The 14764-nt window shown below is 63.8% G+C and carries 15 protein-coding genes and 1 tRNA gene; 5 read left to right on the forward strand and 11 right to left on the reverse strand.

The window, feature by feature from the left end; translation table 11 throughout:
• Positions 1–28: 28 nt before the first annotated feature.
• The 9 genes from yacG to PCE31107_RS05080 form a co-directional block, all read right to left on the reverse strand.
• The gene (yacG, locus tag PCE31107_RS05040; RefSeq protein ID WP_017234743.1) at positions 29–223 is read right to left on the reverse strand and encodes a DNA gyrase inhibitor YacG; all 195 of its coding nucleotides are present in this window, start codon (positions 221–223) and stop codon (positions 29–31) included.
• A gap of 4 nt (positions 224–227) precedes the next feature.
• Positions 228–983, reverse strand: a complete 756-nt coding sequence (gene zapD / locus PCE31107_RS05045) for a cell division protein ZapD (protein ID WP_130027177.1) — start codon at positions 981–983, stop codon at positions 228–230.
• Between the two features lie 140 nt (positions 984–1123).
• Complete coding sequence (gene coaE / locus PCE31107_RS05050; RefSeq protein WP_150606965.1) at positions 1124–1738, reverse strand: dephospho-CoA kinase; 615 nt, start codon at positions 1736–1738, stop codon at positions 1124–1126.
• Positions 1735–2577, reverse strand: a complete 843-nt coding sequence (locus PCE31107_RS05055; protein WP_150606967.1) for a prepilin peptidase — start codon at positions 2575–2577, stop codon at positions 1735–1737. The genes coaE and PCE31107_RS05055 overlap by 4 nt, the downstream gene beginning before the upstream one ends.
• Complete coding sequence (locus tag PCE31107_RS05060) at positions 2574–3794, reverse strand: type II secretion system F family protein (protein ID WP_150606969.1); 1221 nt, start codon at positions 3792–3794, stop codon at positions 2574–2576. Before PCE31107_RS05060 ends, PCE31107_RS05055 begins: the two co-directional genes overlap by 4 nt.
• 79 nt (positions 3795–3873) lie before the next feature.
• On the reverse strand, positions 3874–5070 hold the full coding sequence (locus PCE31107_RS05065) for a GspE/PulE family protein (RefSeq protein ID WP_150606971.1): 1197 nt from the start codon (positions 5068–5070) through the stop codon (positions 3874–3876).
• Between the two features lie 113 nt (positions 5071–5183).
• The gene (locus PCE31107_RS05070; RefSeq protein ID WP_165385377.1) at positions 5184–6476 is read right to left on the reverse strand and encodes an HlyC/CorC family transporter; all 1293 of its coding nucleotides are present in this window, start codon (positions 6474–6476) and stop codon (positions 5184–5186) included.
• 253 nt (positions 6477–6729) lie between these two features.
• Positions 6730–6806, reverse strand: a tRNA-Pro gene (locus tag PCE31107_RS05075).
• Positions 6807–6829: 23 nt separating this feature from the next.
• Positions 6830–7759, reverse strand: a complete 930-nt coding sequence (locus PCE31107_RS05080; protein WP_083902357.1) for a polyprenyl synthetase family protein — start codon at positions 7757–7759, stop codon at positions 6830–6832.
• 328 nt (positions 7760–8087) lie between these two features.
• On the opposite strand from PCE31107_RS05080, the gene rplU reads away from it, so the two are divergent.
• From rplU to proB, 4 genes are all read left to right on the forward strand, one after another.
• A complete protein-coding gene (gene rplU / locus PCE31107_RS05085; protein WP_010803930.1) occupies positions 8088–8399 on the forward strand; it encodes a 50S ribosomal protein L21 in 312 nt (103 codons plus the stop codon).
• A gap of 28 nt (positions 8400–8427) precedes the next feature.
• Positions 8428–8688, forward strand: a complete 261-nt coding sequence (rpmA, locus tag PCE31107_RS05090; RefSeq protein WP_017234735.1) for a 50S ribosomal protein L27 — start codon at positions 8428–8430, stop codon at positions 8686–8688.
• 151 nt (positions 8689–8839) lie between these two features.
• A complete protein-coding gene (cgtA, locus tag PCE31107_RS05095) occupies positions 8840–9970 on the forward strand; it encodes an Obg family GTPase CgtA (protein WP_150606973.1) in 1131 nt (376 codons plus the stop codon).
• Positions 9971–10082: 112 nt separating this feature from the next.
• A complete protein-coding gene (proB, locus tag PCE31107_RS05100; protein ID WP_150606975.1) occupies positions 10083–11216 on the forward strand; it encodes a glutamate 5-kinase in 1134 nt (377 codons plus the stop codon).
• A gap of 119 nt (positions 11217–11335) precedes the next feature.
• Here the strand turns inward: proB and PCE31107_RS05105 are convergent, their stop codons facing one another.
• Both PCE31107_RS05105 and PCE31107_RS05110 read right to left on the reverse strand, forming a co-directional pair.
• Entirely contained in the window at positions 11336–11914 is a 579-nt protein-coding gene (locus tag PCE31107_RS05105) for a CNP1-like family protein (RefSeq protein ID WP_130027164.1), read from the reverse strand.
• A gap of 142 nt (positions 11915–12056) precedes the next feature.
• The gene (locus PCE31107_RS05110) at positions 12057–12707 is read right to left on the reverse strand and encodes an RNA pyrophosphohydrolase (RefSeq protein WP_130027162.1); all 651 of its coding nucleotides are present in this window, start codon (positions 12705–12707) and stop codon (positions 12057–12059) included.
• 213 nt (positions 12708–12920) lie between these two features.
• On the opposite strand from PCE31107_RS05110, the gene PCE31107_RS05120 reads away from it, so the two are divergent.
• On the forward strand, positions 12921–14660 hold the full coding sequence (locus PCE31107_RS05120) for a proline--tRNA ligase (RefSeq protein ID WP_150606977.1): 1740 nt from the start codon (positions 12921–12923) through the stop codon (positions 14658–14660).
• Positions 14661–14764 lie beyond the last annotated feature (104 nt).

Genomic DNA, 14764 nt, shown 5'->3' on the forward strand with positions numbered 1-14764 from the left:
TCCGTGCGCGCTGTGCGGCATCAGCGCATCAGCGCTGCGTCGGATCGAGCGGGGCGTCTTGCGAGGGATCGTCGGGCGAGTCGGCGGGGATCGTGTACTTCTCTGCCGCCCAAGCGCCGATGTCGATCTGCTTGCAACGCTCCGAGCAGAACGGGCGGAATTTCGCCTCGGGTCCCCAAACCACTTTCTTGCCGCAGGTCGGGCAGTTGACGACGGTCGTCATGGATTTAGAGATTGCAGAGCGTGAGCAGGAACGGCACGTCGCTGTCGACCGGACGCGGTTTGAGATCGCCGTCCTGAGTGGTGAAGCGCACCCACAGCATGTACTTGTTGGCGCTGGCTTCGGGAATGACCCGCAACTCGGGCGCCACTCTCACCTGCATCAGTTGATAGACACGGCCGGTCAGCATCTGCTGGTAGCTGCCTTGCTGCGCCATCGCCTTGCTGGCGTGACCGGACTCCCGGGCGAGCCCCAGCACGATGCCAAGGGCGTCGCGTATCGGAAACAGCGGGCCGATCCATTTATCGATGTCCTGACGGCGCTGCTCGGCATCGTTGTGACGCCAGGCGTAATACGACGGAAGGTCGAAGCGGCACGTGCCGCCGGGGATCACCGAGCGGCTGCGAATGCTGGCTAGCCATTCGTTGTCGTTCAGATGCTGGCCGGGCTTGCCGGGAATCTGGTTGAGGTTCGCGATCGCCACCTCGACTTCGCCGATGAACTGTTCGAGCGCGTCGGAGGCGATATCGGGATTGCCGCGATAGGTGGTCAGCGTCTGACGTTGCCGGTCGAGTTCCTTGACCAGTTCGTTCTTCAGGTCGGTGCGTCCGGCGATGTCGGCAATCTCGAACATCGTGATCAGCGCCGCGTGATGATCGAGCGGCTGATCCTGCCCGACGAAAAAGGCAAAGCGCCCGAACAGCTCTTCCAGCCGAAGCAGCGTGCGAATGCGTTCGTTGAGCGGATATTCGTACAGGATCAAGCGCGGTGGCCCAGAAGTTGGCGCTTTTCAGCGTAATGGCGACATTCTAATGCCGGAATCTGTCGAGGCGCAACGCGCATGGGCGCTCATTCGAAGGTGGGGCGTGCGAGCGGCGCTGTTCATGCGAACGCCGGCGTCGATCAACGCCCTTCGGCCTGCGCCGCAAACTTCAGATACGCCGCATGCAAACGGTCGACCTGTGGGGCGAGTGGGGCATGCTGGGCATCGTTGTCGATGACGTCGTCGGCGGCGGCGAGCCGCTGCGCCCGACTTGCCTGACGCGCCATGATCGCCTGCACCTGGTCGCGCGTGAAGCCGTTACGGGACATGACGCGCGCGATCTGCGTCTGCTCAGTGCAATCGACGACGAGCACGCGCTGCACGCGCTCTCGCCACTTCCCGGATTCCACCAGCAGGGGCACGACGAAAATCAGATAGGGCCCTTTGGCGTCGCTGGCGGCACGCTCGCACTCCGTGCGAATCAACGGGTGGGTAATGGCCTCCAAACGTGCTCTGGCCGCATCGTCCGTGAAGACGGCGTCGCGCATGCGTGCGCGGTCGAGCGCTCCGTCCGGGGCAACAAAGGCGTCGCCGAACTCGCGCCGGATCGCGGGCATGGCCGCGCCGCCCGGAGCGGTGATGCTGTGCGCGATGGCATCGGTGTCGATGATGGCGATGCCGTGCGTGGCGAACAGGTTGGCGACCGTCGTCTTGCCGCTGCCGATGCCGCCGGTCAGGCCGATGGCGTAAGTCATGGCGTTCCTCCAATCCAGATCAACAGGCCATTGCCGCCAAACAGCGTGGCGATGCCCGCGGCGGCGAGAAAGGCGCCGAAAGGAAACATTTGATCGCTGCGCAGTCGTCCGGTGAGCCAGGCGGTGCCGGCAATCACGATGGCGAGCACACAGGCGAGCAGCAGGATCTGTAGCAGGGCGGTCCAACCGAACCACGCACCCAGCGCCGCGTAGAGCTTGAAGTCGCCGAAGCCCATGCCCTCGCGCCGACGCAGCCACCAGTACACCCAATACAACGCCCACAGGCTCAGGTAGCCGGTCGCGGCCCCGACGACCGCCGCCGGGAGCGCGGCGAACCAGTGCCCGAGGTTGCACAGCAGGCCTGCCCACAACAGCGGCAGCGTGAGGATGTCAGGCAGGAGCTGCGTATCGTGATCGATGTATGCGAGCGCAACGAGTGTCCAGACGAGTCCGAGTGCGCCGAGGCTCTGCCAGGTCGGGCCGAAGCGCCACGCCACGGCGACGCTCAGCGCGCCGCTGAGGAGCGAGAGTTGCCAGCGGCGAGGCGCGGCAGCGTCCGCCAACGGGGCGGGAGGTGCTGCGAGTGGGGCGCTGAGCGCCATCGAGGCGGATGGCGGGGCAGCTTGATGAAAAGGAGCGCGCAGGGCCGATGCGTTCGTGGCATCGACCGCCCGCATCTCTTCCAGCCACGCCCGTTCGATCGCCGCGGGCACGCGCCGCACGACGACATCGAGACCGAGCCCGGCGACGACGCCCAAGGCGGCGAACAGCACAAAGCGCCAGTGAGGTGCCAGTTGCGCCAGCCAATCGACCGGTAGCAGCTCTGCGTAACCGTTCATGCGACACCGTATCCGAGTTGGAACATCGGCAGGTACATGGCGAGGACCATGCCGCCGATCAGCAGGCCAAGAAACGTAATCATGATGGGTTCGAGCGCCGCACAGGCACTGACCAGCGCGTGCGAAGCGTCTTCGTCGAGCAGGCCGGCGGCCTGGTTGAGCATGCGCCCGAGTGTACCCGATTCCTCCCCGATCACGGTCAGTTGCGCGATGATCAGGGGCCAGTGTGCATCGGCCTCGAGCGAGGTCGCCAGACGCGCACCTCGGGCGACTTCCCGGTGCACGTCGTGCGCCGCGCGCTGCATGACGAGGTTGCCGCATGCGCTCGCGGCGGCGTCCATCGCGTCGGGAAGCGCGACGCCCGCGTCGAGCAACGTGCCAAGGGTTCTGGCCCACCGGGCAGCGCTCAGCATGCACAGGATGCGTCCGGCGCCGGGCAGTTGCAAGAGCAGGCGATCCCGGAGACGCCGCGTTCGGGGACTGCGGCGCAATGCCGCCGCGACGACCAGCCCGGCGATGCCCAGGCCGACCAGCAGCCACGGGCCGTTTGTCAGCGACGCTCGCGAGAGGTCGATGAGCCATCGCGTGAGCGGCGGCAGGGGCATGCCGCCACCGGCGGCGCTGGCGAACAGTCGCTCGAACTCCGGGATCACCCACTGCAGCAGCGCCATCACGACGGCCAGTGCGACGACCAGCACCGTCAGCGGGTAGGCAAGCGCGCGCTGGAGCTTCTCTCGCACCGTTCGCGTGTGATCGTAATGCGCACTCAGACGTGCCAGCGTTGGGCCGAGCTGACCGCTCAGTTCGGCGGCGGCAATCAATTGACAGTCGACGCCGCTGAAACGGCGGCTGGCCTGCGCCATAGCGTGCGCCAACGGATGCCCGCGCCCGACGTCCAGTCCAATATCGGACGCGAGCCGCTTGAGCCCTCGCGTATGGGCGCCACGCGCGAGTACGTCGAGGGCTGACGTGAGCGGCACCCCCGCACCGAGCAATGTGGCGAGGCGCCGAACCAGATCGGTGGCATCGGCGGTTCCGACGCGTCTGGAGGGCGTATGCCGGCGACCCGGCCGCAAATGCGTGATCGTCACGGGCTGGCCGCGCAGCAGCAAACGCGCGGCGGCTTCGCCGTGGGCGAGCACCTCGCCGCGCCGGCATTGCCCCTGGGCATCGCGACCTTGCCAGTGCCAGCGGCGGGGCTGCGCTATACGCGACATGGTTCACCCCTGCGCACTGTGACGCGCGGCATGTGCCGATGGAATCGACGCGTTATGCCGCGCGCGCGGTAGCTGAGCATCAGGCGGGCGTGGTCGCATCGACATCCTCCTCGCTTACGGTGCCTGTTGCGCAATGCCAGAGACCGGCTTCGCGCAGGGTCATCACACCTTCGCGCTGCGCTTGCGCCGCGAGTGCGTGCGGGCTTCGGGCCTGTGCAATGTTGGTCGCCTGCACCGCGCTGATCGGCATGACCTGGAACGCACCGATGCGCCCGGCGAAGCCCGTGCCGTGACAGCGCATGCAGGGCGGGCCGGCCCGGACGATGTCCTCTGGCGCACGACCGGGTTCGCAACCCGCCGGGCACCGACGCCTGAGCAAGCGCTGTGCGCTGATGAGCAGCAGCGTCGACGACAGATTGAACGGTGCGACCCCGAGATCGAACAGTCGGGCGAGTGTGCTCGTCGCGTCGTTCGCATGGACGGTTGCGAATACGAGGTGTCCGGTCTGCGCCGCCTGCACGGCGATCTCGGCGGTTTGGGTATCGCGAATCTCGCCGACGACGAGCACGTCCGGATCCTGTCGAAGAAACGCGCGCAAGGCGGTCGCGAAGTCGAGCCCGGCGCGCTCGTTGAGATTGACCTGCGTGACCCCCGGCAAGCGGATTTCGACCGGGTCTTCGATGGTGACGATATTGCGCGAGGTGTCGTTGAGCCGCTTGAGGCAACTGTAAAGTGAGACGGTCTTGCCGCTGCCGGTTGGGCCGGTCAGCAGAATCATGCCGTGTGGCCGAGCAATGGCGCGCGTGAGCGCGAGGTACTGCTTTGGCGTGTAGCCGAGTCCTTCCAGCGAGAGCGGAACCTTCGCGCCATCGAGCAGACGCACGACAAGCTTCTCGCCGTGCAGCGTGGGCAATGCGCTGACGCGGCACTCCACGGGTTCGCCCGCTTCGCGCCACACCATGCGCCCGTCCTGCGGCAGACGCTTCTGGGCGATATCCAGATTGGCGAGCACCTTCAGGCGTGAGACGAGCATGTCGCGCCACGGCAGCGGCACATCGCAGTGCTCGTAAAGGTGGCCGTCGATCCGCAGTCGAATGCGAAAGCGTTGTGCCATCGGTTCGAAGTGCACATCGGACGCGCCAGCCCGAACCGCCTCGCCCAGCATCTGTTCGAGAAACTGCAAGGGGGTGGTGGCGTCGTGCGATGCGCGCGACGTTGACGCGAGCGGCTCGGTGGTTGTCGCCGTGGCGGAGACTTCAGAAGAATGAAATGACATGACAGGGTCTGACGAGTGCTGCGTGAAACGTCAGTCTCGTCAAAACCCTGGAGCGGCTCAATCGGAATTGCCCGAAAAATGGGCGGGTGTCACGTGCAGTGAACGAGGGCGACTCAATCCTGCGACGGCGTTCGTGTGCCCGGCTTGAACAGGCGCACCATTTTGATCGCCTGATTGTCGATTTGCACGATTTCCATACGAACACCGCTGATCTCGAGGCTGACGGTGGCCTCGGGGATCTCGCGCAGCACTTCGAGGATCAGTCCATTGAGCGTCTTCGGACCGTCGGTCGGCAAATGCAGGTTCAACCGGCGATTCAGGTCGCGCAGCCCTACGCCGCCGCTGACCAGGCAATCGTCATCCGAGGTCCAGCCTGACCGGCTCCCGCCCGTACCCGGCGTGCTCGTCGTGAACTCGCCGATGAGTTCCTCGATGATGTCCTCGGTGGTGAGCAGTCCTTCGACTTCGCCGTATTCGTTGACGACCAGCCCGATGCGCCGATGGTTCTCCTGGAAATACTGCAGTTGCCGCAACGCGGGCGTGTCGCTCGGGATGAAATACGGCTCGACGAGCAACGCGCGTAACGTGTCGGCCGAGAGATCGTCCGGGTGTTGCAGGGCGGCCAGCGTGCGGCGCACCGGCAGAATGCCGATGACGCGATCGATGTCGCCGTCGTAGACCGGCAGCTTGTTGTGATAGCAGGTCGCGAGCTGCGAGAGCAGCGTGTCGAGCGGTGCCGAGATGTCGAGTGCCTCGATGCGCGCGCGCGGCACCATCACGTCGTCGACCGCGATGTTTTCTAGATCGAGCAGATTGAGCAGCACACTGCGCGGCTTGGTCGGCATGTAGTTGCTGGCCTCGAGCACGATGGTGCGCAGTTCTTCCGTCGTGAGACGAACTTCGCCGGCTGCGCGACGTGTGTCGATGCGCAGCACGCGCAGCATGCCGCGCACGAAGCCGTTGAGCACCCACACGAGCGGCGCGGCCAGCGTCACGATCGGCTTGAGCAATCGGCTCGTCGGCAGTGCAATGCGTTCGGGATACGTCGCACCGACAATCTTTGGCCCGATCTCGGCGAAGATGATGATGAGCAGCGCAATGAGTGCCGTCGCGACCGAGAGCGTGATGGCGTCGTTGCCAAAGTAGCGCACCGCGATCGACGTGGTGAGCACGGGGACGACGGTATTGATGACGTTATTGCCGACGAGAATCGTCGAGAGCAGGTCTTCGGTGCGAGCGAGCAGGCCTTGCGTTGTCCTGGCACCGTGCGCGTTCATCCGGACGAGGTGTTTCAGGCGATGGCGGTTGAGCGCCATCATGCTCGTTTCGGAAATGGAGAAGAATCCCGAACAGATGATCAGGAGGGCGACGGCGCAAATCTGCGCCCACAAGGGCAGGGCTTCCAAGCGTTTGGGTGCGCAAATGGCACGGGCGGGTGGCAATGAGTTGCCACTATAGCAGAGGGGATGCGGCGGTCGGCCGCGTCGGGCACCGGGTGCGCTGTGCAAGCCTGATGCGTTGGACGCCAAGCGATTCGCGCACTGCACTTGATGCCTGGACGCATCGCGATGATGCGTCGATGACGTGTGCAACAGGCATAAAAAAACCGCCGGACACGTCCGGCGGCTTTTTTGCTTTGCTCGCGAGCAAAGGTCATTCTGGTCGGGGTGAGAGGATTCGAACCTCCGGCCTCTACGTCCCGAACGTAGCGCTCTACCAGGCTAAGCTACACCCCGCTTTCGATACTGCTACTTCGCCGTTAAGTGCGTCGCGCTATCGAGTAAGAACACAATTCTAGCAGGCTATTTTTGTATTGGGAAGAGGGTAGCGCTGAAATTGTTTGTGCCGCAGCGTCGGCTTCTTCCTTGGCACGTGCCAGCGTGTAATCGAGCGCGCCCGTGCGCGTGATCGCAGCGAGGATCGGTTCGAACTTGTCGGTGCCGCCATTCTCGATGGCTTCACGCACGAGTGCACGCTCGTCGTCGGTGCCATGTTGCAGCACGTGAATGAGCGGTAGCGTCGGCTTGCCTTCGCGCAGATCGTCGCCGGCGTTCTTGCCCATCGCGTCGGTGTCGCCTGCGTAGTCGAGCCAATCGTCCATCAACTGGAATGCGGTGCCGAGACGTCCGCCGTATTCGCGCACGGCCGCTTCGGTTTGCGCGTCGGCGTTGGCGAGCACGGCAGCGAGTTGCGTTGCCGCTTCGAACAGCGTGGCCGTCTTGTACTGGATGACCTGCAGATAGCGCGCTTCGTCGACGTCCGGGTCGTGCATGTTCAGCAACTGCAACACTTCGCCTTCGGCAATCACGTTGGTGGCGCGCGCGAGAATTTGCATCACGCGCATGTTGTCCACGCTCACCATCATTTCGAAGGAGCGTGAATACAGGAAGTCGCCCACCAATACCGAAGCCGCGTTGCCGAACAGCGCATTCGCCGTTTGCTTGCCGCGACGCAGGTCGGATTCGTCGACGACGTCGTCGTGAAGCAGTGTCGAGGTATGAATGAACTCGATGACCGCCGCCAACTCGAAGCGATGCGGCGAGCTCACGCCAAGCGCGCCGGACACGAGCAGCAGCAACGCCGGGCGCAGCCGTTTGCCGCCCGAATTGATGATGTATTCCGAGATCTGATTGATCAGGACCACCTCGGAGGCCAGCCGGTGGCGGATAAGCTGGTCGACGGCACGCATGTCGTCGGCGATGGCGGCCAGTACGTTCTGGGAAGAAGTCGAAGCAGTCAAGACAAGGCTCGGGTGAGGAAAATTTCGCCCCAAATTATATAGTGGGCGCGGCGACTTTCGGGGACCAGCCCCGCGGTTTGACAGGTTTCACGGAAGTCTTTGACGCAAAAGGAGAAAGTCTGTATAATTCCCGCTTTTCGTGCGCGCATTCGTTGCGTCAAGTCCGAGAATACCTGGGTATGACGGTCTGCGGCGGTGCGATGGGCTGGTAAGTCGAGTCCTTTCGGGACCCTCGGCCTGCGCGGAAAATTCTCTTGTTTATGAGTGAGGTTCAACAATGTACGCGGTCATAAAAACCGGCGGCAAGCAATATAAGGTTGCTGCTGGCGAAAAACTTAAAGTAGAACAGATACCGGCTGACATTGGCGCTGAAATCACCATCGACCAGGTTCTCGCCGTAGGCGAGGGCGAATCGATTAAGTTCGGTGCGCCGTTGGTCAGTGGGGCTTCCGTCAAGGCTACCGTTATCGCCCAGGGTCGTCACCCCAAGGTGAAGATTTTCAAGATGCGCCGTCGCAAGCACTACCAAAAGCGTCAAGGCCATCGCCAAAACTACACCGAGCTGCGTATCGACAGCATCAACGGCTAATCGATCGAGCTAGGTAAGGAGTTAAGTCATGGCACACAAAAAAGCAGGCGGATCGTCCCGTAACGGCCGCGATTCAGAGTCGAAGCGCCTCGGCGTGAAGGTGTACGGCGGTCAGGCGATCCTGGCTGGCGGCATCATCGTTCGCCAACGTGGTACTCGTATGCATGCCGGCGAAAATGTCGGTATTGGTAAGGACCACACGCTGTTTGCACTGGCCGACGGCCACGTGCAATTCGCCATCAAGGGCGCAGCGAAGAAGCAAGTGGTTAGCGTGGTGCCGGCAGCGTAAGCTAAGCCTTTTGCCACCAAAAGGCTCCGCTCCCATGCGGAGCCTTTTTTGTTTTTCCCGCCGGTGCGCGGCGAGCATTTTGCGCGTCGGTCGGGCCATTACACAGAGTTAGGATCGTCTGCGGACGGTCGATTGAGCGGAACGGACCCCCATGAAATTCATTGACGCAGCGCGTATCGAGGTGATCGCCGGGAACGGCGGCAACGGCTCGGCATCGATGCGCCGCGAGAAATTCGTGCCGTTCGGCGGACCCGACGGCGGCGACGGCGGTCGTGGCGGCAGCGTGTTTGCCGTGGCGGATCGCAATATCAACACCCTGATCGATTACCGCTACGCGAGGAAGCACCTCGCAAAGCACGGGGAATCCGGTCGAGGCGCAGATTGCTATGGCAAGGGGGGCGAGGATGTCTACCTGCGCATGCCGGTCGGCACCATCATCAGCGACATGGACACCGGCGAGACCATCGCCGACCTGACCGAGCACGGTCAGGAAGTCGTGCTCGCACAAGGCGGTGCGGGTGGTCTGGGCAACCTCCATTTCAAGTCGAGCACGAACCGCGCGCCCCGTCAGAAGACGGACGGCAAGCCGGGCGAGCGTCGCATGCTCCAGCTCGAGCTGAAGGTGCTCGCGGACGTCGGTCTGCTCGGCATGCCCAATGCGGGCAAGTCGACGTTCATCGCTTCGGTGTCGAACGCGCGCCCGAAGATTGCCGATTATCCGTTCACGACGCTGCACCCGAATCTGGGGGTCGTGCGCACCGCGCCGGGCAAGAGCTTCGTGATTGCGGATATTCCCGGCCTGATCGAAGGCGCGGCCGATGGGGCCGGCCTCGGTCACCAGTTCCTGCGTCACTTGCAACGCACGGGCCTGTTGCTTCACATCGTTGACATTGCGCCGTTCGACGAGGGTGTCGATCCGGTGGCGGATGCCAAGGCCATCATCCTTGAGCTCCAGAAGTACGACGAGGAACTGTTCCAGAAGCCGCGTTGGCTGGTACTCAACAAGGTCGACATGGTGCCGGAAGCGGAACGCGCCGAGCGCGTTGCCGACTTCCAGAAGCGCTTCGCCTGGGACGGCCCGACGTTCGAGATTTCCGCCTTGACCGGCGAAGGTTGCGAGAAGCTGTGTCTGGCCGTGCAAGAGTATTTGTATCAACAACGCGGCGCCGTGGAAGAAGCGATGGAAGACGCTGCGCAGGATCCGCGTTTTCGCGCGGGCAGTGCCGCCCCGGCGGCCGACGTCGCCCCGCAGACGCCCCCGGACGACGTGCCAAAGGCGTAAACTCCGTCTCACTCAAACGCTGGCGATGGCGCTGCCTGTCATCGCGCCAATGCCAGCGATCCGGCTGCGGTAGCGCCGACTTCCCAATACATTCGCAGGAGAATCCAGTTCCATGCGTTCGGTCATCGCCGATGCCAAGCGGCTCGTGGTGAAAGTGGGATCCAGTCTCGTGACCAACGACGGTCGCGGGCTGGACGATGTCGCGATTGCGCGATGGGCGCAACAGATCGCCGCGCTGCGGCATGGTGGCGATGCTCGCCCGCCAAAGCAGGTGGTGCTCGTCAGCTCGGGGGCCATTGCCGAGGGCATGCAGCGCCTCGGCTGGGCGCGCCGTCCGACCGCCATCGACGAATTACAGGCGGCGGCGGCCGTGGGACAAATGGGCCTCGCGCAGGTCTATGAGACGCGCTTCGCCGAACACGGCGTGCGCACCGCGCAGATTCTGCTCACGCACGCCGATCTGGCCGACCGCGAACGCTATCTGAACGCGCGAACGACCTTGCTCACGTTGCTCCGTCTGGGCGTGGTGCCGATCATCAACGAGAACGACACGGTCGTGACCGACGAAATCAAGTTCGGCGATAACGACACGTTGGGTGCACTCGTGACGAATCTGATCGACGGCGACGCACTGGTCATCCTGACCGATCAATCGGGCCTGTACACGGCCGATCCGCGCAAGGACCCCAAGGCCGAGTTCGTCCACGAGGCCGAAGCGGGTGACGAGCGTCTCGAAGCGATGGCCGGTGGCGCGGGCACCAATATCGGACGTGGCGGCATGCTGACGAAAATCCTGGCGGCCAAGCGCGCAGCGACCAGCGGCGCGCATACCGTGATCGCGTCGGGGCGCGAGGACGACGTGCTTGTGCGTCTGGCGAGCGGCGAGGCCATCGGCACGCAGTTGGTCGCGCGCACGGCCGTGCTCACCGCCCGCAAGCAATGGATGGCCGATCATTTGCAGGTGCGCGGTCGCGTGGTCATCGATGCGGGTGCGTGCAAGAAGCTGACGCAGGAGGGCAAGAGCCTGCTGCCGATCGGTGTGATCGATGTCGAAGGCACGTTTGCCCGCGGCGAAGTGATTGCTTGCGTGGACGAGGGCGGCCTTGAAGTCGCGCGCGGGCTGTCGAATTACAGCGCCTCGGAGGCGCGTCTGATTCGGCGTCACCCAAGCAGCGACATTGAGCAGGTGCTGGGCTTTGCGAACGAGCCCGAGCTGATCCATCGCGACAATCTGATCTTGCGCTGAGCCCCACGGCGGGGCGATGGCCTCGCGCCTGACAGGCAAAACGCCGGCACGCAATGCGAACTGCGTGACCGGCGTTTTTCATCTCGACGGCCAATCGTTATCGACCGTGCGTCGGCGGCTTAACGATAGTTCTGGTTCTGATCGAACTTCGGGTAGCGCAGGTTCTGCACGATTTCCTTGGCATCCCCCAATGGGGCCTTGTCCCGACAGAGATAGTCGCGGTACAGGATGCCCTGATAGGCCGTGGCACCATAAGGACGAATCGGACGCCATTCGCTGTTGCGCGCCGCAACCCATGTGCCATCCGGTCGGCCCGTTGCGTACAGACGCGACTCGAACGACGAGCAATGAATGCCTTCGAACGAGACGTTGCGCGCCCCCTGTTTGCTGCGGATCACAGCGACGTAGCGGACCACGCCATCCGTTGTCACCTGCACCGACTTCGTGTCGATGGCGTAGTCGAGCGTGGCGCTCGGCAGGGTGGGGAAGCTCACGAGATCGGCGTCTTGCGGGGCCTTGGCCGGCAGGGCGAATTCAGCTTCCTTCCACTTGCCCTTGGAGGCTTCCTGCTGGGCGACGTATTCGTCGTAGTCCTGGACGGGCTGCATCATGCTGCTACAGGCGGTCATCAGCGCCAGTGCGGCCAAAGGGGCCAGGGCGGTCAGGCGCGGGGCGCGGCGAGCGAGGGAAAGACGCATGGAATGGGATCGAGAAGTCGGTTGGGCAGTGGATCAACGATGGCGGACGATCCGCGCGGCATCCCGGAGGATGCCAGGTCAAAAGGAGGGCGCGGGCATGACGCCCGCGACCGATGATGGGACAAACCGGCGGCGGCCCGGTTCAGTGCTCCCGAGGCGGTGTGCCGACACTGGCGGCACCTGCCATTTCGCCGGCCTCGTCGACACAACTGCCGCCGTCGCAGGTGTCGTCATCCGCAATGCTCGCGCCCGGCGGCAATTCGCCGACCCGGGCCCCGGCGCGCGGAAAGCGTCGCCGATCCTGCTGCGCGCGCGCCGCCGAGCGTCGCAGATAGCGCGAGAGTTCGTTCAGCGCGAGTTGGTAGACCTCGCGCTTGAACTCGATCACGGCGTCGAGCGGCACCCAATATTCGTTCCAGCGCCAGGCATCGAACTCCGGATGCTCGGTCGCGCGCAGGCAGATATCGCAGTCGCGACCGACCATGCGCAGCAGGAACCAGATTTGCTTCTGGCCCCGGTAATGTCCGCGCACTTCGCGCTTGATGAATTTGTCCGGCACCTCATAACGCAGCCAGTCGCGCGTGCGACCGATGATTTTGACGTGTTCTGGCTTTAGCCCGGTTTCTTCGTGCAATTCTCGGAACATGGCTTGTTCGGGCGTTTCGCCGTACTTGATGCCGCCTTGCGGGAACTGCCAGGAGTGCTCGCCCAGCCGCTTGCCCCAGAACACTTCATTGCGTGCGTTTAAGAGGATGATGCCGACGTTCGGGCGAAAGCCTTCACGGTCAAGCATACAACCACCCTTGAATCCTTTAAAATTGCTTCGATTATAAACAGATAATCACCGGCGCGGCGGCCGGCGGCGGCTCGGGTGACCGGGGCGGCGCGTACGGCCGGCGGGTGTCTTGGGCGCCGTCGCGACGTCGGGGCGTGCCCCGGCCCCGTTCCCGGCAACACCCCGAACCGCTGTGCGCGCCGTTGACCCTCATTTTTCCCGGAAATCTGCATGAAAGCCTCTCGTTTCTTCATCGGCACCCTCAAGGAAGCGCCCGCCGACGCCGAGATCGTCAGCCACAAGCTGATGATGCGCGCCGGCATGATTCGCCGCGTGGCCGGCGGTATCTATGATTACCTGCCGATCGGCCTGCGTTCGATTCGCAAGGTTGAAGCCATCGTCCGCGAAGAAATGAACCGTGCCGGCGCGCTCGAACTCCTTATGCCGGCCGTGCAGCCCGCCGAACTGTGGCAGGAGTCGGGGCGTTGGAAGCAGTACGGTCCGGAATTGCTGCGACTGAAGGATCGCCACGATCGCGATTTCGTCGTCGGCCCGACCCACGAGGAAGTGGTGACGGACATCGCGCGCCGCGAGATCAAGAGCTATCGCCAACTGCCCGTGAATTTCTATCAGGTACAGGCGAAGTTCCGCGACGAGATTCGTCCGCGTTTCGGCGTGATGCGCGGGCGCGAGTTCATCATGAAGGACGCCTACTCCTTCGATAAGGACCGTGCCGGCCTGCAGGTTTCCTATCAGAAAATGTTCGATGCCTATGTGCGCATCTTCACGCGTCTGGGTCTGGCGTTTCGCGCCGTGGTGGCCGACAACGGCTCGATTGGCGGGTCGGGCTCGCACGAATTCCACGTGATCGCCGATACCGGTGAAGACGCTATCGCCTACTGCCCGGCGTCTGACTATGCGGCCAACGTCGAAATGGCCGAGGCGCTTGCCCCGCAGGGCGAGCGCGCCGCGCCCGCCGAGGCGTTGGCCAAGACGGCCACACCGGGCAAGGCCAAGTGCGAAGCCGTCGCGGAACTGCTCTCGATCCCGCTGGCGCGCACGGTCAAGTCGATTGTGCTCGCCACCGACAGTGAAGAGGCCGGCACGACGGTCTGGCTGCTGTTGCTGCGCGGCGATCACGAACTGAACGAGATCAAGGCGAGCAAGGTGCCGGGACTGGCGGACTTCCGCTTCGCGAGCGAGGCCGAGATCGTCGATCGGTTCGGCACACCGCCGGGCTACCTGGGCCCCATCGGTACGAAGCAGCCCGTCAAGCTCGTGGTCGATCGCACGGTCGCAAAGATGAGCGACTTCGTGGTTGGCGCGAACGAGGTCGACTTCCATATCACCGGTGTGAACTGGGGGCGCGATCTACCCGAGCCGGAAGTCGTGGCCGATCTGCGCAACGTCGTGCCTGGCGACATGTCGCCGGATGGCAAGGGCGAGATTGCCCTGTGCCGTGGTATCGAAGTGGGGCACGTGTTCCAGTTGGGGACCAAGTATTCGGATGCCATGAATGCCACCTTCCTCGACGAGACCGGCAAGCCTGCGCCGATGGAAATGGGCTGCTACGGCATTGGCATCACGCGAATTCTTGGCGCGGCCATCGAACAGAACTTCGACGATCGCGGCATCATCTGGCCGGAATCGATTGCGCCGTTCGAAGTCGTGTTGTGCCCGATGGGCTATGACCGCAGCGACGCCGTGCGTGCGACGGCCGATAAGCTTTATGACGACCTGGTGGCTGCTGGCGTCGACGTGATTCTCGATGACCGTGGCGAGCGTCCCGGCGTGATGTTCGCGGATTGGGAGCTGATCGGCGTGCCGCATCGCGTGGTGATCGGCGACCGGGGGCTGAAGGAAGGCAAGCTCGAGTATCAGGGCCGCCGCGACGCACAAGCGCAGTTGCTCGACGTCGCCGCCGTGGCGGATGTCGTCGTCGACAAGGTGCGCGTCGCCAAGACGATCTGATCAGGTGTCATGCCGGTGGGCGAGGGCTCGCCGGCGCACCCAAACGACAAAGGGGCCTCGCAGGCCCCTTTGTCGTTTGGTGGATACGGAACGTTGTCCCGCCG

Source organism: Pandoraea cepalis (genome assembly GCF_902459625.1).
GTDB lineage: Bacteria > Pseudomonadota > Gammaproteobacteria > Burkholderiales > Burkholderiaceae > Pandoraea > Pandoraea cepalis.